Raw genomic sequence first — 18,827 nt, 5'->3', positions numbered from 1 at the left:
ATCAGAAAGGAGACTATTGTGAAATCATTTTTGAAAGCAGCGGGACTGAGTGTCGCGGTATTGACCACGTCCATGTACGCATCAGCGGCTGATGCTGCACAGAAAGTGGGCTACGTATCAACCGGCGCTGTGATGTCGCAGCTGGCGCAAAAAAATAACCTCAATGAAAAATTGCGTGGTGAATTTAAAGATCGCGTCGCAGAGATTGAACGTTTGAAAGAAAAGCTCTCAAAAGGCGTAGAAAAACTTAAACGTAATGGTGAGTTGATGAGCGAAGACGAGCGCGTGAAGCTACAACGCGAGCTTCAGTCGATGGAGTCTGACTATAAACTCAAAGTAAAAGCCTTGCAGGAAGATCAGCGCAAGCGCGGCGGCCAAGAAGAGTCTAAGCTGGTGCAAAAGCTGAAAAAAGCCGTCGATAAAGTGGCAGAGCAAGAGGGCTATGACATCGTGATTGATGCCAATGCCGTTTTGTATGCGAACCCAAGTGATGATTTGTCTGAAAAAGTGATTAACGCAGTTAACTAACCGTCGAGGAGCCCATGGTTTCAATTACTCTCGCTGAATTAGCGGAAAAACTGGATGCACAGCTCCACGGAGACGGCGCTGTAACGATAACCTCGCTTGCAGGGATGAATTCAGCGGGAGAAGGGCAAATCACCTTCTTATCGAGTCCGAAATATCGGAAGGGTCTTGCACTGTGTCGTGCTAGCGCGGTGATGCTTAAAGAAGGCGATCTTGCCTATTGCCATGGCAATGCCTTGGTGGTGGCAGACCCCTATTTAGCCTACGCGAAGGTCGCACAAATTTTAGATACGACCCCTGCCTGCGCCACCGATATCGCGTCGTCAGCGGTCGTTGCAAATGATGCCATCCTAGGTGAAGGCGTCGCCATTGGTCCTAATGCGGTGATTGAATCTGGGGCGTTAATTGGTGACAACGTTCAAATTGGCGCAGGTTGCTTTATTGGTAAGGGCGCAAAACTCGGCGCGCGGACAAAACTGTGGGCCAATGTTAGCGTCTATCATCATGTCGTTATCGGTCAAGATTGTTTGGTTCAAGCAGGAACAGTGATCGGCGCAGATGGGTTTGGCTACGCCAATGACAAAGGCAAATGGATTAAAATCCCTCAGCTTGGCCGGGTTGTGATTGGTAACCGAGTCGAAATAGGTGCCTGTACCACTATCGACCGTGGGGCGTTGGATGATACCGAGATTGCTGATGGCGTGATTATCGACAATCAGTGCCAGATTGCGCATAATGTCTCGATTGGTGAGAACACGGCAATCGCGGGTGCAACGGTAATGGCAGGCAGCCTCAAAGTAGGTAAACACTGCATTATCGGTGGCGCCAGCGTGTTTAATGGCCATATGGAAATCACAGATAACGTGACCATCACAGGAATGGCGATGGTAATGCGGCCAATCACTGAGCCGGGCATGTATTCGTCCGGTATTCCGTTACAGCCCAACCGCGAGTGGCGGAAAACAGCCGCGCGTGTGCTCAAAATTGACGAGATGCACAAGCGACTTAAAGAGCTGGAACATCAGCTCGACAAACAAGATTAACGCCGAGAATAGCAGGCCCGCCTTAGTAACGCGGGCCGTTTTGCGTTAATGAAGTCAGTATTGGATTTGAACGGGAATACTACCTTGACTCGCGAAAAAAAAGTTCTATATATCAATGAAATCAAAGAGCTGCTACCACACCGCTATCCTTTTTTGTTGATTGATCGTGTTACCGATTTTGAAGAAGGGCAGTACCTTCACGCGATTAAAAATATTACGGTTAATGAGCCGCAGTTCACTGGGCATTTTCCGCAGTTGCCGGTGTTCCCAGGCGTACTGATCCTAGAGGCGATGGCACAAGCGACAGGCTTGCTCGCGTTTAAGACCTTCGGTAAGCCGAAAGACAACGAGCTATACTATTTTGCAAGCATTGATAATGCTAAATTCCGCCGCCCAGTCTCGCCAGGCGACCAACTGGTTCTCGAGGTAGAATTTATTAAAGAGCGCCGAGGTATTGCGGCCTTTACTGGCGTCGCAAAAGTCGATGGTGATGTTGTCTGCTCGGCTCAATTAAAGTGCGCAAGAAGAGAGATCTAATTGTGATCCACGAAACTGCCTATATCCATCCCGCTGCCGTTGTCGAAGACGGTGCAGTCTTGGGGGAAAACGTAAAAATTGGCGCCTTTTCTTATGTGGGGAAGGGTGTAGAGATCGGTGCAGGGACCGAAGTGATGACCCATGTGGTGATCAAAGGGCCTACGCGTATTGGTTGTGATAATAGAATCTATCAGTTCGCCTCCATTGGTGAAGCATGCCAAGATCTTAAATATGCTGGTGAGCCAACAACATTGGAAATTGGTGATCGCAATACCATTCGGGAAAGCGTGACCATGCACCGCGGCACGGTGCAAGATAAAGGCGAAACCAAAGTTGGCAGCGACAACCTGTTTATGATTAATGCCCACGTCGCCCATGATTGTGTGGTGGGGAATCATTGTATTTTTGCCAACAATGCGACCTTGGCAGGACACGTCCATGTCGATGACTATGCGATAGTGGGCGGGATGTCAGCTATTCACCAGTTCTGCGTCATTGGTAGTCATGCCATGCTCGGTGGCGGATCCATTGTGGTTCAAGACGTGCCACCGTATGTGATGGCTCAAGGCAATCACTGCGCACCGTTTGGGATCAATGTGGAGGGTCTCAAACGCCGTGGCTTCGACAAGTCCGCCATTCGGGCCATTCGTGCGGTGTATAAAAACATGTATCGCGCCGGTAAAACGTTAGAAGAAGTGAAAAAAGAGCTCGCGGCGCAAGCAGAAGACGAACCTGCATTGGCGTTGTTTGTTGACTTTTTTGCACGCTCAACGCGAGGCGTTATTCGTTAATGTTACCGAGTGAGCGTCCATTACGGGTTGGAATCGTCGCCGGAGAAATCTCCGGCGATGTTTTAGGTGAAGGCCTCATCAAGGCACTGCGCGCCCAGCACCCGAATATTGAATTTGTCGGCATTGGCGGCCCACGAATGATAGCGCAAGGCTGCCAGAGCCTGTTTGATATGGAAGAGCTGTCCGTGATGGGGCTGGTTGAGGTCTTGGGTCGACTGCCGCGTTTATTGAATGTGAAGGCCGCGCTGGTGAAGCACTTTACTGCTCATCCGCCTGATGTCTTTATTGGTATTGATGCGCCGGACTTTAACTTACGTCTTGAAGCATCATTAAAAAAAACCGGAATAAAAACCGTCCATTACGTCAGCCCGTCAGTGTGGGCGTGGCGGCAAAAGCGGATCTTTAAAATTGCGGCCGCCACGGATCTTGTCTTAGCGTTTCTGCCCTTTGAAAAAGCGTTTTACGACAAGTTCGACGTGCCGTGTGCCTTTGTCGGTCACACCATGGCGGATAGCATTCCGATGCAAGTGGATAAAACGGCGGCACAGCAAACCCTGGGGCTTGACCCCAATAAACGTTGGTTAGCGGTCCTTCCGGGAAGTCGCGGCAGTGAGATGGCGATGTTAGCCCCGCCGTTCATACAAGCCTGCCAACAGCTTGCGGCACGTTATCCGGAACTTGGCTTTGTGGTTGCTTTGGTTAACTCGGCACGTCGCGAACAGTTTGAGCAAGCTTGGCAGGCCATTGCCCCAGAGCTTTCGTTTACCTTGGTTGACGATACAGCGCGCCAGGTTATTAGTGCGGCCGATTCTGTGTTGCTGGCGTCGGGAACCGTCGCGCTTGAATGCATGTTACTCAAGCGTCCTATGGTGGTGGGCTACCGCGTGAAACCACTGACAGCATGGCTGGCAAAGCGTTTGCTTAAGACCCAGTATGTCTCGTTGCCGAATATTTTAGCAGACGCGCCACTGGTGCCTGAACTGCTACAGGAAGACTGTCAGCCAGAGGCGTTAGCGAAGGCCGTTAGTGATCAGCTTGATAGCGATAATCAAGCACTGTTGTCCACCTTTACTGCGTTGCATCAAACCATTCGTCAAAATGCGGATGCCTCCGCCGCCAAGGCAGTATTAACACTATTGGGTCACCATGACTGAACAACCTTTTGTATACCCGGACGCCAACGTGATTGCTGGTGTTGATGAGGTCGGGCGAGGCCCGCTTGTCGGCGCGGTGGTGACAGCGGCGGTGATTTTAGATCCCAATCAGCTGATTGTTGGATTAACCGATTCAAAGAAATTGAGCGAGAAAAAGCGGCTTGCGCTGTATGATCAGATCAAGCAAAAAGCGCTTTCATGGTCTGTTGGACGTGCTGAGCCTGATGAAATTGATGCACTCAATATATTACACGCCACGATGCTAGCGATGCAGCGTGCGGTGAATGGGCTGTCGGTTACTCCAGATTATGCGCTGATTGACGGTAATCGCGTGCCTGACTTACCGATGCCGGCGCAAGCCGTTGTGAAAGGTGACTTACGCGTGGCGGAAATCAGTGCCGCCTCAATTTTAGCCAAGGTCGATCGCGATCATGAAATGGCGTTACTGGATGCCGCGTATCCAGGCTACGGATTTGCCCAACATAAAGGGTATCCGACCAAAGTTCATATAGCCGCTTTAGCTGAGCACGGTGCCTTACCGATGCATCGTAAGAGCTTTAAGCCGGTTAAACGCGCACTCGGTATCGACTAGTGCGCGCTATTTATCTCAGCCAATCATAGTGAAGTAGCGAGTTTTATGTCTGAGCCACGTTTCGTCCACTTACGCATTCATAGTGATTACTCCATGGTTGATGGAGTGTCCAAAGTGCCGCCATTGGTAAAAAAAGTGGCGGAAATGGGCATGCCTGCGATGGCACTCACCGATTTCAGTAATTTATGTGGGTTGGTTAAGTTCTATAACACTGCGAACAATGTGGGTGTTAAGCCCATTATCGGGGCAGATTTTAATGTTCAGTCTGATGCGTTTGGCGATGAGTTATGTCAGCTAACCCTGCTTGCAACCAATAAAGTTGGGTACAAAAACCTGACATTACTGATCTCCAAAGCGTATTTGCGCGGCCATGTGCAGCATCGTCCTGTGATTGATCAACAATGGCTCGTTGACCATGCCGAAGGCCTAATTGTGCTATCTGGCGGCTGTCGTGGTGATTTGGGTCGTGCTTTACTGAAAGGCAACCAAGCGCTCGCCGAACAGTGCGCACACTTCTACCAGCGGTACTTTCCTAACGCTTACTATATGGAGTTGGTGCGGACCGGACGCCAAGATGAAGAGAGCTACCTCCATTTTGCGGTCGACTTTGCTGCCGAGCATGATTTACCTGTCGTGGCGACCAATGAAGTCTGTTTTCTCTCGCCCGATGAATTTGATGCTCACGAAATTCGCGTCGCGATTCATGATGGCTTTACGCTCGATGACCCGCGTCGGCCTAAACACTACAGTGCAGAGCAGTATTTACGCACTGAGCAAGAAATGTGTGAGCTGTTTGCGGATATTCCCGAAGCACTCACCAACAGTGTTGAAATAGCCAAACGCTGTAATGTGCCTGTTCGGCTAAACGAATACTTCTTACCGAACTTCCCGACCGAGGGAATGGACATTGATCAGTACCTGGTTAAACGCTCGCAAGAGGGGTTGGAAGAACGTCTCGCCTTTTTGTTTCCTGATGAAGCAGAAAGAGCACGTCGACGACCCGACTATGACGCACGCTTAGAGCGTGAGCTTGGCGTGATTAACCAAATGGGATTTCCCGGGTACTTTTTGATCGTCATGGAGTTTATCCAATGGTCAAAAGATAACGATATCCCCGTTGGTCCAGGGCGCGGTTCGGGCGCTGGCTCATTGGTTGCGTATGCCCTCAAAATCACCGACCTGGATCCGCTGCAATTTGATCTGCTTTTCGAGCGCTTTTTGAATCCCGAGCGTGTCTCGATGCCGGATTTCGATGTCGATTTCTGTATGGATAAACGCGATCTGGTGATCGACCATGTCGCCGAAATGTACGGACGTGATGCGGTATCTCAGATCATTACCTTTGGTACCATGGCGGCCAAGGCGGTTATTCGCGATGTAGGTCGGGTGTTGGGACACCCTTACGGCTTTGTTGATCGCATTTCTAAACTTGTGCCTCCTGATCCAGGGATGACTCTTGAGAAAGCCTTTGACGCAGAGCCCCAGCTGGTCGAAGTCTATAACAATGATGAAGAAGTCAAAGCGCTGATCGACATGGCGCGGAAGCTGGAAGGGGTCACACGTAACGCGGGTAAGCATGCGGGCGGGGTAGTGATTTCGCCCACGACGATTACCGATTTCTCGCCACTCTATTGTGATAGCGAGGGACACCACCCTGTTACCCAGTTCGATAAAAATGATGTTGAAACCGCAGGCTTGGTGAAGTTTGATTTCCTGGGCCTGCGAACCCTGACGATCATCGACTGGGCGTTGGGCATGATCAATCCTCGCTTGAAAGCCAAAGGGCTGGATCCGATTGATATTACCGCGATCCCGATGACCGATCAGGCATCCTTTGCGATGTTGCGTAAAGCCGAGACGACCGCGGTTTTCCAGCTGGAATCGCGTGGCATGAAAGAGCTGATCAAGCGTCTTCAGCCCGATAGTTTTGAGGACATGATCGCTTTGGTAGCCTTGTTCCGGCCGGGCCCGTTGCAATCAGGGATGGTCGATAACTTTATTGACCGTAAGCATGGCCGAGAGCAGGTTTCTTATCCCGATGAGAAGTGGCAACATCCGTCACTGCAAGAAACGCTTGAGCCGACTTATGGCATCATTCTCTATCAAGAGCAGGTGATGCAGATTGCGCAAACGCTAGCGGGGTATACTCTGGGCGGTGCAGACTTGCTGCGTCGTGCCATGGGTAAGAAAAAGCCCGAAGAAATGGCCAAGCAGCGTGCAATCTTTGAGAAAGGGGCGATCGCCAACGGCATTGATGGCGAGCTGGCGATGCGCATCTTCGACTTAGTAGAAAAGTTCGCCGGTTACGGCTTTAACAAATCGCATTCAGCGGCATATGCGCTAGTTTCTTATCAAACGCTGTGGCTAAAAGCGCACTATCCCGCTGAGTTTATGGCGGCGGTGATGACTGCTGATATGGATAACACCGATAAAGTCGTGGGGCTGGTTGAAGAGTGTCGCCGCATAAAGCTGACGGTGTTACCGCCCGATGTGAATGCGGGTCTGCATCATTTTACCGTGAATGACCAAGGTGAGATTGTCTACGGTATTGGGGCGATTAAAGGGGTTGGCGAAGGCCCTATTGATACAATTGTCGCCGCTCGCGAGCAAGACGGTTATTTCCGAGACTTGTTTGATTTTTGTGCTCGAATTGATACTAAAAAAGTCAACAAACGTGTGATTGAACGGCTGATCCGCGCCGGTGCTATGGACAAACTGGGGCCACATCGTGCTGCGATGATGGCGTCTGTCGATGAAGCAATTCGCGCCGCGAGCCAACACCATCAAGCTGAAGCATATGGGCAAACCGATATGTTCGGGGTATTAACGGATGCCCCTGAAGAAGTTGAGCACGCCTACGCGCATGCGGCCCCTTGGCCAGATAAAGTATGGCTAGAGGGAGAGAGAGAAACGCTAGGGTTGTATTTAACCGGTCATCCCATTAATAGTTACCGCAAAGAGCTGAAAAATTATGTGACCTGGCGGCTGGAAGATGCGCACGCAACTAAACGCGATGTGATCTCGACCGTTTCAGGGTTGGTGATTGCTGCGCGAGTCATGACCACCAAACGCGGCTCTCGGCTGGGGATACTGACCCTGGATGATCGTTCGGGCCGGATGGAAGTGATGCTTTTTTCTGACGTGCTCGACAAATATCTTGATCTAGTGGAGAAAGATCGCATTCTGGTGGTCTCAGGACAGGTCAGCTTTGATGACTTCAACGGGGGGCTTAAAATGACCGCCCGTGAATTGATGGACATTAGCCAAGCGCGGGAAAAATACGCGCGTTGTTTGGGCATATCGATGTCATCTAAGCAAATAGAGGCCCCCTTTTTTGAACGATTTCATGATGCACTGGCGCCGTATCGTTCGGGTACGGTGCCGGTGAATATCTATTATCAGCGTGATGATGCGCGTGCTCGGTTGCGTTTAGGCGCGGAATGGCGTGTGACGCCAACCGATGAATTAATCGACACCTTGAAAGGCTTGCTCGGTAATGATCAAGTCGAATTAGAGTTTAACTAAGCCAGGCTGGTGACGTATCGCGTACACTGGCGGTGACCAATAGGATTCTCTTGGTATGAGTCTTAATTTTTTAGAGTTCGAAAAACCGATCGCAGAATTAGAAGCCAAAATTGAGGCCCTTCGTGCGGTGTCCAAGCGTGGCGGAGAAGACGCGGTTAACTTAGATAAAGAAATCGAGCAGCTGGAAACCAAAAGCGTTGAGCTTACTCGAAAGATTTTTGCTGATTTAGGTGCTTGGCAAGTCGCGCAGTTGGCGCGTCATCCACAACGCCCTTACACCTACGATTATCTGAACCGGATTTTTCACGAATTTGATGAGCTGGCCGGCGATCGTGCGTATGCCGACGACAAAGCATTAGTCGGTGGATTGGCGCGTCTTGAGGGACGTCCAGTGATGGTGATCGGTCACCAAAAAGGGCGTGATACTAACGAAAAGGTAAAACGTAACTTTGGAATGCCAAAACCAGAAGGGTACCGTAAAGCATTACGCCTGATGAAGATGGCGGAACGGTTTAATATTCCTGTGATCACCTTTATTGATACCGCCGGCGCGTATCCTGGTGTGGGCGCGGAAGAGCGCGGCCAGTCGGAAGCGATTGCTCGAAACCTTAAAGAAATGGCTGGGTTAACTGTCCCCATTATTTGTAATGTGGTCGGTGAAGGAGGCTCTGGAGGAGCGTTAGCGATAGGCGTAGGCGATTACGTCAACATGCTGCAATACTCAACCTATTCGGTGATTTCGCCTGAGGGATGTGCGTCGATTCTTTGGCGTGATTCAGCAAAAGCCCCTCAAGCGGCGGATGCAATGGGGATCACAGCGCCACGGCTTAAAGAGCTGGGTTTAATTGATACTGTGATTAGCGAACCACTTGGGGGCGCCCATCGCGATTTAACCGCGATGGCAGAGTGTATTAAAGACACCTTGTTGGCCCAGCTGGCTGATTTGGAAGGCTTGGATACGGAAAGCCTGCGCGATCGTCGTTACCAGCGTTTATTGAACTACGGTTATTGCTAAGCCGTTATGGTATTTATAGGGATAAAAGGGCCTTCGGGCCCTTTTCTTTTTACCAGCGGCCAGCAACAATGGCGGATTATATCGACAGTGAATGCCTATGCTTTACCAACAACTTTGTGATTGTTTGGCACCGTTAACCACGACGCCACGGCAGATCATTCTCGCATTAAGCGGTGGTCTGGACTCTCGGGTGCTGCTTGCACTGTTGGCTCAGTATCGTGATCAGCACCCCCAGCATTGTTATCGGGTGGTCCACGTTAATCATGGTTTGCAACTGCAGGCTGAACAATGGGCGAGACAATGCCAACACTGGGCTGAACAAGCGGGCTTTGACTGTCGAGTTGAGCATGTTGAACTCGACAGTGCGCTCAGTCTTGAACACGCCGCGCGTGAAGCAAGGTATCAGGCCTTGCAACAACATCTAGAGCCGGAAGGTTTAGTGTTGACGGCGCAGCATGGTGACGATCAGGTTGAAACATTTTTCCTCGCGCTAAAGCGTGGTAGTGGCCTCGACGGATTAGCAGGGATGCCCGAGGTGCGTCCATTAGGGCAGGGCTGGCTCGTGCGGCCCCTCTTAGCCCAATCACGTGCTGCCCTTGCAAGCTATGCCAGCAGCCATGGGCTGAGTTGGATTGATGACCCTAGCAATCAGCAAACTCGCTTTGATCGCAACTTCTTACGTCAGCACTGGTTACCGGAAGCCGATGCGCGCTGGCCTGGCTTTCGACAAGCCGTTCAACGCACACAGCGCCTATGTGCAGAGCAATCCTCGCTGCTGACGCGTTTTATCGCGCCGATAGTGGAAAATGCACTTAGTGATTCAGGCGCGTTACCGATCGCGGTACTCCCCCAAGCGGATCCTGCCATGGCGCATGCGCTGCTCCGTCATTGGCTAAAGCGATATAAGTTGGTGCTCACTTATGCGCAGTTACAGGTGCTTATCCGTGACGTGATCCACGCCAAACAAGATGCTAACCCGTGTTTGACGATCGCAGATGTCAGTATTCGTCGCTATCAGCAACAGCTTTATGTCGTCACACCTTGTGCCGACTTATCGCAGTGGCAAGGAGAGTTAACACTGGAGCAGCCCCTGACGTTACCCGATGGGCTTGGACAGTTGCACTTGTTGCCCTTTGAGGCGACAGCGCCAGGTTTAGCGCTCGGACCATTAACCTCAACGCTCAAGGTCCACTTTAATCCGAGTGGCTTAGCAATGCATCCTGTTGGGCGGCAAGGGCGGCGAAAATTAAAGAAGCTCTATCAAGAGGCGGCGATCCCAAGTTGGTTACGTCGTCGGCAACCTATTATCTGTGACGATCAGGGCGTGGTAGCGGTGGCTGACCATTTTGTTCGTCTAGGGGCGAGTGGTCAGCAATGGCGACTCGTTTGGCAACGTTAGCGTTAGTCTTTGCAAACGGATGTTTACCTATTTTTACTCCGTTAAACCGAGGATAAAAGAAACATCGCGCATCATGGCGGCATAATAGCATGCCCGTCTAGTGATGATTAATTGAGCAGTTAAGCGCCCCGGGCTTGCTTAATTTTCCCGAATTACTTAATGTACTAGTCTAATGATACATGAGGTGAGTGGTAATGGCATCAAGTCGCGAGTTATTCGGTACTAGAATTGGCTTCGTTCTCGCTGCAGCAGGGGCTGCGGTTGGGCTCGGTAATATTTGGGGGTTTCCGACACAAGCGGCCAGTAATGGCGGGGGCGCTTTTTTGCTCGTCTATCTTCTGATGATTCTGCTGGTCGCGTTTCCGATGCTGGTGGTCGAGATGGCGATAGGCCGTCATGGTCGAGCTAACCCGCTAGATAGTATGCGTGCATTAAGTGACAATCCACTAATGAAGCGCTTAGGCAGTGGTGTGGGTCTTATTGGCCTGGCGGTGCCTTGTATGGTGTTAGCGTTTTATAGCATCGTTGGTGGTTGGTTAGTGTCATTTTTGCTCGCCGCGGTCGCAGAGATCCTGCAATTTACCGATACAGCGGCTTGGTTAAAAGGCTTTTCGGCGTCGCGTAACCTGTTTGGTGCTATCCTTTTTTATGTTTTGACTATTTTTATCGTCCAAGCCGGGGTCAAGCAAGGGATCGAACGCTGGTCAACGCGTTTGATGCCTGCGCTATTTGTCTTATTTGCCGCCATGTTCATCTACATCATGACATTGCCAGGCGCGACAGAAGGACTAAAGCACTATCTCATCCCAGACTTTAGCAAGATCATGGACAAAGACTTGTTGCTAGCCGCGATGGGGCAAGGGTTCTTTTCGCTGACGATTGGTGGGTGCTCGATGTTGATTTATGGCTCTTACCTTAGCCAGAAAGAGAATTTGCCGAAGATGGCCTTGAGTGTGACCTTGGTGGATACTGCTGTGGCGGTGGTTGCGGGGTTAGTGGTATTGCCAGCGATGTTTGTGGCGATGCATCAGGGCGTCGAAATCTATGCTCAGGATGGCAGCTTACTTAGCGCCGATACCTTAGTATTCACCGTGTTACCCTTGCTGTTTGAAAGCTTAGGTGCTGCTGGCCCTTATGTGTCTTTGGTCTTCTTTTTATTAATGACGATTGCCGCACTGACGTCTTCTATTTCTATGCTCGAGTGTCCGGTTGCACTGGCTAGCGAGCGGTTAGGATCAAATCGTAAATTGACAAGCTGGGTGCTTGGCGGCTTGATTGCGGCGTTGAGTGCGGTGATTGTTTTCCACTTTGGTACTTTGTTCGGGTTAGTGGCAAAAGTGGCGACGCAATACTTCCAGCCTTTTGCTGCTTTACTGTTTTGCTTATTTGGTGGCTGGATCTGGGCGCGTGACCGTAAGTTGTCTGCCTTACGTGAGGGCTATGAAGAGATTGAACAGAGCCTTTTTTGGAAAATTTGGCCCGCCTATGTGAAGTTCGTGTGTCCTATTTTGGTGGCAACCGTGTTATGGGTGTCACTGGGTTAAGCGAACACGCTCACAGGGTGAATTGAGATAAAAAGCGGACACCATGTCCGCTTTTCTCGTTTTAATCCTGATTACCGAAATTGCTTCGTTGCTTCCAGGTAGTCAAAGCCCGCGTCTTTAAGTCGAGCACAGAGAGCGACTTTATCTATCTCGTAATAGCGAACCAAATCGTCCAAGCCATCGAATTCATCACGCAGCTTCATGTTGATGATGCTCATCAGCATCACAGGATCCATGGTCGCGTAATTGTTTAAATCCATCTTAATCCTCGTGATCGCTAATCAATAAATTGGCGGCTGCAAATGCAGCTTGGTCGCGACGTGACTGAGGAATCGACGGATCTTGTGCAACGTCGTTTAGGGTGTTGATCGCGCAGTGGATCGCCGCAGGAATATAGCCTTGCTCACCACTACCTATTTCGGCATAGCGTTGGCGAATAAGATCACAGCAGTCTGCAACTTTCATGATTGTCTCCTCAAGTGATGATAAGGAGCACTATACCCAATCTCACCGGCAGGAGGAAAGTATTAACGTGCGCGCTTTTGGCGGTACATGCTCTGGTCAGCACGCTCGTAAAGAGAGAGATTATTGTCGCCTTGTCGATACTCAGAAAATCCGACCGAGGCGCTGATCTGATAGCTGGATAGCAGGTGGTCTTGGCCAACGAGTTGTTTAACGCGTGTTGTGACTCGCTTGACTGACGTTTGGCTGGCGGGCTGTAAGATGACGGCAAACTCATCGCCGCCCAGTCGATAGCAGCGATCACTTCCTCTTACCGCTTCCCTAACCAGCAATGAAAAGCGGCGTAACACTTTATCGCCGTCCAAATGACCATAGGTGTCATTGACTTGTTTAAAGTTGTCCATATCGAACATCACCATCACAAGGCCGATATTTTCTCGCTCGCATACAGCAACCGCATGCTGAAGATCCTGCTCAAAGCTCGTACGGTTGTGTAAGCCTGTTAAACCATCAAGTAACGCCATATTTTTCACACGCGTATACTCAACGGCATTATTAAGTGGCCCGGCTAATAACTTGTGATAGGTGTGTAACAAGCTAATTTCGTCTCGGTCGAGCTTATAAGGTGTCGAATATTGAAGGACACCAAGCGGCTGTTTATTGAACTTGATTGAAAACGTTTGACGAAAGGTATGTTGCTCACCACGGCGAATGATATTGGAGATGTCATCGTGCTCCCAAATAATCCGACCGATATCGATATGTTTTTCTAATTGGCGCGCATAGACCTCGAACAGGACCTTTATATCAAGGTGGCCTTGCAGTTTTTGCAGCAACAACAAGCGCTGATCGGCGCCCAACGGAATAATCCGCGGGGGGGAATCAGCCTTTGTATACTGCTTTATGTGCGAGGCATTCATTAAAGGATAACAACTCTACAATCGTGTGTGTTTGTAATGGTAAAGCAGAAATCATGCCAGCCTTTAATATTCATCCTAATCATGGTGAGGAGAGGCTAATAAGCATGTTGTTTTTTAGATAATTAATCGGTCAGTAGAGAAAGAATATCAGACTGATGATTGTGTGCATCGCGATAACCAATGTCAATCAACTGGCGAAGGTATGCCGGCTCAAATAACAAATAACTCGCTAGGGTCGCATCTTGACCGGCATTGATGCCTAATAATTTGAGTAAACTCCGCAAGGCTATCGGCATATGTGGGTAAAAACGCTTGGCTAGGGGCTCAAAAGGCTCAGAAGGACGCAGATGTAAGACATCAATATGGCGTAATCCCAACTGTTGCTGCTGTGATGGCGTCAGCGCACTAGCTACTTGATTAAGTCGTTGAAGGTGCTCCAAATCTGCAGACAGTGTATCGGCGAAAATGGCATTCATCAGGTGGCCGCCGAGCATTGCTAGCCCAGGAGCTGCATGATTTATTTGAGCAGATTGCCGGATCCCAGTGGTCAAATCTAAAATGAGGATACGCTCTGCATCCATTTTTACCGCTGGCCGCAAAGGTGCGATCTGGTGGATGGCACCGTCACCGTAAAACTCATGGCCAATTCTAGATGCTGGAAACATGAACGGAATAGCGGAAGAAGCGAGTAAGTGTTCTGTTGATATTTGACTGCGGCGGCCCACCGCACGGGCACGTACCCAAGGCGGAATCTCCGGATCTCCTTGGAAAAAGCTGACTGACTGGCCGGTTTGATAGTTAGAGGCGGTGACGGATAGCCCGTGTAAGTGCCCAGCTAAGAGCTGATAATTAAGTTTATTAAAGTTAATGGTTTGATTAAGCAGATAGCGTAAAGGTCGGTTATTTAGTAAGCCAAAGGGAATGGGAGGTTGATAGTGAGACTGAAAACGTTGCCCGGTTTGTGACAACAGATGGCCAATCAATGCGCTGGGGTGACTCGCAATGACACGAGACGTACTCAATCGGCGCCATAGCCACGACAGTTTTTTGACGCCTAGTCGAAAACATGACGCATGGCTCGCAAGGGAGACGGCATTAATCGCACCGGCTGATGTGCCACAATAAATAGTAAACGGGCTAGCATGCACGCGCGGATACCACTGCGCGATCGCCGATAACACACCAACTTGGTAAGCGGCTCGGGCCCCACCGCCAGTCAGCACCAAAGCTGTCTTAGGTTTGCTTTTGGCCATACATATCTCATCCTCGCGCTAACAGTTTGATTATAGACAGCCTGTGTGCGCCGATGCATGGTCATTGTCACACTCTTTCCAACATTCAATCTTTTAAACATTGCGGATGGTGACTGCGTTAAATAGAGGGCTTTGTAATCAGTGAGGCCGGTTGGCAACAAATCAGCAAAAAAATACCCCGCTAAAACGGGGTATTGAATGCAACCATCACGCGCTATTTAAGCGAGTTTTGATTGAATGAAAGTCAGTGCATCGTCAATCGCAAAAGGCACTTTCTCGCCATCACGACGGTGTTTGTACTCGAACACTCCGTTATCCATGCTGCGCTCTCCGATAACAATCGTGTGAGGAACACCGACAAGTTCAATGTCGGAGAACATTACGCCTGGGCGCTCTTTACGATCATCGAATAATACATCGATACCAGCGTGAGTCAGATCAGCATAGAGTGCTTCTGCTGCTTCGCGTACGCGCTCAGACTTATGCATATTCATCGGTACAATGGCAACTTTAAATGGCGCAAGGGCATCGGGCCAGATAATGCCATTTTGGTCATGGTTCTGTTCGATGGCGGCAGCAATCACACGCGTAATGCCGATACCGTAACAGCCCATTTCTAGCATCGCGTTCTTGCCATCCTGTCCAAGCACGCCGGCATTCATTTTTTGCGAGTAGTTATTACCAAGCTGGAAAATATGACCGACTTCAATACCGCGTTTAAACATCAGCGTTCCTTTGCCACACGGGCTAGGGTCGCCTTCGACAACGTTACGTAGGTCCTCAACTTGGTCAAGCGTCGCATCGCGTCCCCAGTTGATCCCGAAGTAGTGCTTATCGTCGATATTGGCACCTGCGCCAAAATCGTTCATGACTGCCACACTGCGGTCAACGATGAAAGGAGACGGTAAGTTGACAGGCCCTAAAGAGCCAGGACCCGCTCCAACCAGTGCGCGGATTTCTTCTTCAGTCGCAAAGGTAAGTGGTGCAGCAACCTGTGGTAGGTTCTCTGCTTTCACTTCATTCAACTCGTGGTCACCACGGATGATTAGGGCGATAAGATCAGACTCTACCTCGTCAGAGGCTTTGACAAATAAAGTTTTTACCGTCTTTTCAATCGGAAGCTCAAACTGCGTAACCAACTCAGCGATGGTTTTCGCATCGGGAGTATCGACGAGCGTCATTTCTTGGGTCGGTGCATCAGCCTGCGTTTTAGGTGCCAAAGCTTCGGCTTTTTCAATATTTGCCGCGTAGTCGGACTCGGTTGAAAATGCAATCAGATCTTCACCACTGTCGGCCAGGACATGGAACTCGTGTGATGCTGACCCACCAATCGCACCGGTATCTGCTAACACAGCACGATAATCCAGCCCCATACGATCAAAAATGGCACAGTAGGCCGCACGCATTTTCTCGTAGCTTTGTTCCATGCCTGCTTTATCAATATCAAAACTGTACGCGTCTTTCATTGTGAATTCACGTGAGCGCATAACACCAAATCTTGGACGTACTTCATCACGGAACTTGGTTTGGATTTGATAAAGATTGAGCGGCAGTTGCTTGTATGAATTAATTTCATTACGTGCCAAGTGCGTAATCACTTCTTCATGCGTAGGGCCTAAGACAAAATCACGCTGATGGCGGTCAGCAATACGAAGTAGCTCAGGACCAAACTTCTCCCAGCGCCCCGTCTCTAACCAAAGATCAGCAGGTTGGACAACGGGCATCATGGTCTCAACGGCACCGGCTCGATTCATTTCTTCGCGCACAATGCGTTCAACATGGTGAAGTACGCGGACACCCGAAGGCAACCAAGTATAAAGGCCAGAGGCAAGTTTTCGAATCATGCCCGCGCGCAGCATCAGCTGGTGGCTGACAATCTCTGCGTCGCTAGGGGTTTCTTTCAAGGTAGAAAGCAGATATTGACTGGTACGCATTTAAAGTTATCCGTTGAAATTGGCGTTCAATAAGTCCAAACATATTAACAGTGTGGGGGAGTTTCGACAAAAGCTTCTACCGCCACGACCAGGATTTGCGTAGGTTGTACATAAAACCGCACGTTAAAATCAAAAAGGTGTACGGCGTAACATTTATCATCCTTTTTACCCTGTTTATAAGCAGGACGAGGATCCTGGGCTAATACTTCGCTAATCACGCGTTGATGGTAGGCTTGATAAGGAGATTGAGATAAAGCCTGTAATGCGTTGTCAGAAAAACGGACGTCCATTGGTGTTGGTTTGGTTTGAGCAAATCCGCCTTGAGCGTCGGCTATGCTATCTGAATAGGGAATGTATGGTTTTATATCGATGATAGGTGTCTGGTCGACGAGATCACATCCGCGCAGTGTTAAGGTGACCTGCCCGTTATCCTGTGACACATCAACCAGCTCGACGGCTGACATGCCAATACCGTTAGGGCGAAACGTCGCTCGGCTAGCAAAGACGCCAATACGTTCATTCCCACCTAAACGAGGGGGGCGCACTGTCGGTCGCCATCCTTTCTCTAAGTTTTGGTCAAAGAGAAAGAGCAACCATAGATGGGAATATTGTTCGATGCCTCGGACAGCCTCAATCTGATTCGCGTCATCGTGTAATTTAAGGTGGGCAAGCGCACTCGGTGCCAGCCCCGGTTGGCGAGGAACAGCAAACTTTTCTTTAAACGGTGATTGGAGCGTGCCGATCGGCGTGATAGAAAATGGGGAGCGCATAAACGAATAAACCCGACAATAAAGCCGCTATACTAGCATGCGAAAGAGACGGGGAGTATGGATGCAAGTCAGTCTTGAGCGTGACATAATCTGGTGACTATTGATGAAGAGGAAAAATGCGTGAGGCTACCAGCAATTTTTATCGATCGTGATGGCGTGGTGAATGTTGACCACGGTTATGTGGCCAGTATCGATAACTTTGAATACATTGACGGTGTGTTTGAGGCGTGCCGCGCGTTAAAAGAAAAAGGGTATCTTTTAGTGTTAGTCACTAATCAAGCGGGCATTGCTCGTGGTTACTACAGCGAAGAAGATTTCTTACAATTGACAGAGTGGATGGATTGGAACTTTGCCGATAAAGGTGTCGATTTCGATGGCATCTACTATTGCCCGCATCATGCACTAGACGGCATCGGTGAATATCAACTTGATTGTGACTGCCGAAAACCTAAACCAGGTATGCTCTTAGAGGCAGCGAAAGAGCTTGATATTGATTTATCTCGCTCTGTGATGGTGGGTGATAAAGCAGATGACATGAAAGCCGCTCAAGCAGCAGGCATCGAAACGCGTTTTCTGGTTCGTTCAGGGAAGCCCGTTACCGAAGAAGGGATGGCGTTAGCGACTGAGGTCCTCGTATCGATTGCCGATGTGCCGGATGCATTGAAAGATACCCAAGCGTAAACATATATTTAACGATACGGCGAAAAGTTGTGCGATTAGATTTTTTTGAACAAAAACACTTGCATCAAAAAAACAACTCTCTATAATTCGCTTCTCGTTGGCACGGCAAGCCGAGCTAGCAACGGCAACACAGACAAGCAAAACAAAATGCTTGACTCAGTGCCAAAGTGGCGTATTATGCCACTCCCGCTCAACGATGAGCGGCGCTCTTTAACAATTTGACCTATGCAATCTGTGTGGGCACTCGTTGAGAATAGACAAAAAGATTTATTCGATGAACTGAGTGACCAATACGAAACAACGTTTACGTTGTTCGGCACAGTCAATTCGTTTGTCTCGCAAGAGAYGAACAAAACAGTATTTATCGAGCCGTTTGTCTTTTCTTWGGAAAAGCAAACACCAAAACTTTAATTGAAGAGTTTGATCATGGCTCAGATTGAACGCTGGCGGCAGGCCTAACACATGCAAGTCGAGCGGAAACGGCRGTATTGAAGCTTCGGTGGATTTACTGGACGTCGAGCGGCGGACGGGTGAGTAACGGCTGGGAACCTGCCCTGACGAGGGGGATAACCGTTGGAAACGACGGCTAATACCGCATAATGTCTTRRTTCRTTAGAGYYRGGACCAAAGGTGGCCTCTACATGTAAGCTATCGCGTTGGGATGGGCCCAGTTAGGATTAGC

Annotated in this window: 17 protein-coding genes and 1 rRNA gene; 12 read left to right on the top strand and 6 right to left on the bottom strand. The window is 49.7% G+C overall.

The features are described 5' to 3' along the window. Window positions 1-18: 18 nt before the first annotated feature. The 10 genes from BZG78_RS09375 (at window position 19) to BZG78_RS09330 (ending at window position 12,125) form a co-directional block, all read left to right on the top strand. On the top strand, window positions 19-528 hold the full coding sequence (locus BZG78_RS09375; RefSeq protein ID WP_021021995.1) for an OmpH family outer membrane protein: 510 nt from the start codon (window positions 19-21) through the stop codon (window positions 526-528). Window positions 529-542: 14 nt separating this feature from the next. After that, entirely contained in the window at window positions 543-1,568 is a 1,026-nt protein-coding gene (lpxD, locus tag BZG78_RS09370; protein ID WP_077459730.1) for a UDP-3-O-(3-hydroxymyristoyl)glucosamine N-acyltransferase, read from the top strand. An 84-nt stretch (window positions 1,569-1,652) separates the two neighbouring features. Further along, on the top strand, window positions 1,653-2,105 hold the full coding sequence (fabZ, locus tag BZG78_RS09365) for a 3-hydroxyacyl-ACP dehydratase FabZ (protein ID WP_025744337.1): 453 nt from the start codon (window positions 1,653-1,655) through the stop codon (window positions 2,103-2,105). Window positions 2,106-2,107: 2 nt separating this feature from the next. Beyond that, window positions 2,108-2,896 (top strand): acyl-ACP--UDP-N-acetylglucosamine O-acyltransferase, encoded by a 789-nt coding sequence (lpxA, locus tag BZG78_RS09360; RefSeq protein ID WP_077661051.1) that lies wholly within the window; start codon window positions 2,108-2,110, stop codon window positions 2,894-2,896. Further along, window positions 2,896-4,050 (top strand): lipid-A-disaccharide synthase, encoded by a 1,155-nt coding sequence (gene lpxB, locus BZG78_RS09355; protein ID WP_077661050.1) that lies wholly within the window; start codon window positions 2,896-2,898, stop codon window positions 4,048-4,050. Before lpxA ends, lpxB begins: the two co-directional genes overlap by 1 nt. Then, on the top strand, window positions 4,043-4,642 hold the full coding sequence (gene rnhB / locus BZG78_RS09350; RefSeq protein ID WP_077661049.1) for a ribonuclease HII: 600 nt from the start codon (window positions 4,043-4,045) through the stop codon (window positions 4,640-4,642). The genes lpxB and rnhB overlap by 8 nt, the downstream gene beginning before the upstream one ends. Before the next feature lie 45 nt (window positions 4,643-4,687). Then, on the top strand, window positions 4,688-8,167 hold the full coding sequence (dnaE, locus tag BZG78_RS09345) for a DNA polymerase III subunit alpha (RefSeq protein ID WP_077661048.1): 3,480 nt from the start codon (window positions 4,688-4,690) through the stop codon (window positions 8,165-8,167). Window positions 8,168-8,222: 55 nt separating this feature from the next. Further along, window positions 8,223-9,182, top strand: coding sequence for an acetyl-CoA carboxylase carboxyl transferase subunit alpha (gene accA / locus BZG78_RS09340; protein ID WP_077661047.1), 960 nt, complete (start codon window positions 8,223-8,225; stop codon window positions 9,180-9,182). Window positions 9,183-9,279: 97 nt separating this feature from the next. Continuing rightward, window positions 9,280-10,581, top strand: a complete 1,302-nt coding sequence (tilS, locus tag BZG78_RS09335) for a tRNA lysidine(34) synthetase TilS (protein WP_199877181.1) — start codon at window positions 9,280-9,282, stop codon at window positions 10,579-10,581. A gap of 194 nt (window positions 10,582-10,775) precedes the next feature. Then, window positions 10,776-12,125: a sodium-dependent transporter gene (locus BZG78_RS09330; RefSeq protein WP_021021986.1), complete on the top strand. Its 1,350-nt coding sequence runs from the start codon at window positions 10,776-10,778 to the stop codon at window positions 12,123-12,125. 71 nt (window positions 12,126-12,196) lie between these two features. Here BZG78_RS09330 and BZG78_RS09325 read toward each other — a convergent pair whose 3' ends face one another. From BZG78_RS09325 to tsaA, 6 genes are all read right to left on the bottom strand, one after another. Next, a complete protein-coding gene (locus BZG78_RS09325; RefSeq protein ID WP_021021985.1) occupies window positions 12,197-12,385 on the bottom strand; it encodes a DUF4250 domain-containing protein in 189 nt (62 codons plus the stop codon). Between the two features lies 1 nt (window position 12,386). Beyond that, the gene (locus BZG78_RS09320) at window positions 12,387-12,590 is read right to left on the bottom strand and encodes a YaeP family protein (RefSeq protein ID WP_021021984.1); all 204 of its coding nucleotides are present in this window, start codon (window positions 12,588-12,590) and stop codon (window positions 12,387-12,389) included. A gap of 62 nt (window positions 12,591-12,652) precedes the next feature. Then, window positions 12,653-13,507: a GGDEF domain-containing protein gene (locus BZG78_RS09315; RefSeq protein WP_077661045.1), complete on the bottom strand. Its 855-nt coding sequence runs from the start codon at window positions 13,505-13,507 to the stop codon at window positions 12,653-12,655. A 122-nt stretch (window positions 13,508-13,629) separates the two neighbouring features. Continuing rightward, window positions 13,630-14,760 carry a patatin-like phospholipase family protein gene (locus BZG78_RS09310; RefSeq protein WP_077661044.1) on the bottom strand — a complete coding sequence of 377 codons (1,131 nt, stop codon included), beginning with the start codon at window positions 14,758-14,760 and terminating at the stop codon, window positions 13,630-13,632. A gap of 218 nt (window positions 14,761-14,978) precedes the next feature. Further along, a complete protein-coding gene (locus BZG78_RS09305) occupies window positions 14,979-16,694 on the bottom strand; it encodes a proline--tRNA ligase (RefSeq protein WP_077661043.1) in 1,716 nt (571 codons plus the stop codon). Between the two features lie 44 nt (window positions 16,695-16,738). Next, on the bottom strand, window positions 16,739-17,464 hold the full coding sequence (gene tsaA / locus BZG78_RS09300) for a tRNA (N6-threonylcarbamoyladenosine(37)-N6)-methyltransferase TrmO (protein WP_077661042.1): 726 nt from the start codon (window positions 17,462-17,464) through the stop codon (window positions 16,739-16,741). Window positions 17,465-17,584: 120 nt separating this feature from the next. Between tsaA and gmhB the strand changes: the two genes are divergently transcribed. Next, on the top strand, window positions 17,585-18,145 hold the full coding sequence (gmhB, locus tag BZG78_RS09295; protein ID WP_108743378.1) for a D-glycero-beta-D-manno-heptose 1,7-bisphosphate 7-phosphatase: 561 nt from the start codon (window positions 17,585-17,587) through the stop codon (window positions 18,143-18,145). Between the two features lie 408 nt (window positions 18,146-18,553). Further along, a 16S ribosomal RNA gene (locus tag BZG78_RS09285) occupies window positions 18,554-18,827 on the top strand; the annotation flags it as partial.

Origin of the sequence: Salinivibrio sp. MA351 (assembly GCF_001996065.1) — a bacterium.
GTDB classification, from domain to species: Bacteria; Pseudomonadota; Gammaproteobacteria; order Enterobacterales; family Vibrionaceae; genus Salinivibrio; species Salinivibrio costicola.
The sequence above is the reverse complement of the archived record's forward strand: the minus strand, read 5'-3'. Positions and strand labels throughout refer to the sequence as shown.

Coding starts and splice junctions, on each gene's coding strand:
- lpxD (WP_077459730.1), top strand. CDS start 543: ATGGTTTCAATTACTCTCGCTGAATTAGCGGAAAAACTGGATGCACAG.
- lpxB (WP_077661050.1), top strand. CDS start 2,896: ATGTTACCGAGTGAGCGTCCATTACGGGTTGGAATCGTCGCCGGAGAA.
- rnhB (WP_077661049.1), top strand. CDS start 4,043: ATGACTGAACAACCTTTTGTATACCCGGACGCCAACGTGATTGCTGGT.
- dnaE (WP_077661048.1), top strand. CDS start 4,688: ATGTCTGAGCCACGTTTCGTCCACTTACGCATTCATAGTGATTACTCC.
- accA (WP_077661047.1), top strand. CDS start 8,223: ATGAGTCTTAATTTTTTAGAGTTCGAAAAACCGATCGCAGAATTAGAA.
- tilS (WP_199877181.1), top strand. CDS start 9,280: ATGCTTTACCAACAACTTTGTGATTGTTTGGCACCGTTAACCACGACG.
- BZG78_RS09330 (WP_021021986.1), top strand. CDS start 10,776: ATGGCATCAAGTCGCGAGTTATTCGGTACTAGAATTGGCTTCGTTCTC.
- BZG78_RS09325 (WP_021021985.1), bottom strand. CDS start 12,385: ATGGATTTAAACAATTACGCGACCATGGATCCTGTGATGCTGATGAGC.
- BZG78_RS09320 (WP_021021984.1), bottom strand. CDS start 12,590: ATGAAAGTTGCAGACTGCTGTGATCTTATTCGCCAACGCTATGCCGAA.
- BZG78_RS09315 (WP_077661045.1), bottom strand. CDS start 13,507: ATGAATGCCTCGCACATAAAGCAGTATACAAAGGCTGATTCCCCCCCG.
- BZG78_RS09310 (WP_077661044.1), bottom strand. CDS start 14,760: ATGGCCAAAAGCAAACCTAAGACAGCTTTGGTGCTGACTGGCGGTGGG.
- BZG78_RS09305 (WP_077661043.1), bottom strand. CDS start 16,694: ATGCGTACCAGTCAATATCTGCTTTCTACCTTGAAAGAAACCCCTAGC.
- tsaA (WP_077661042.1), bottom strand. CDS start 17,464: ATGCGCTCCCCATTTTCTATCACGCCGATCGGCACGCTCCAATCACCG.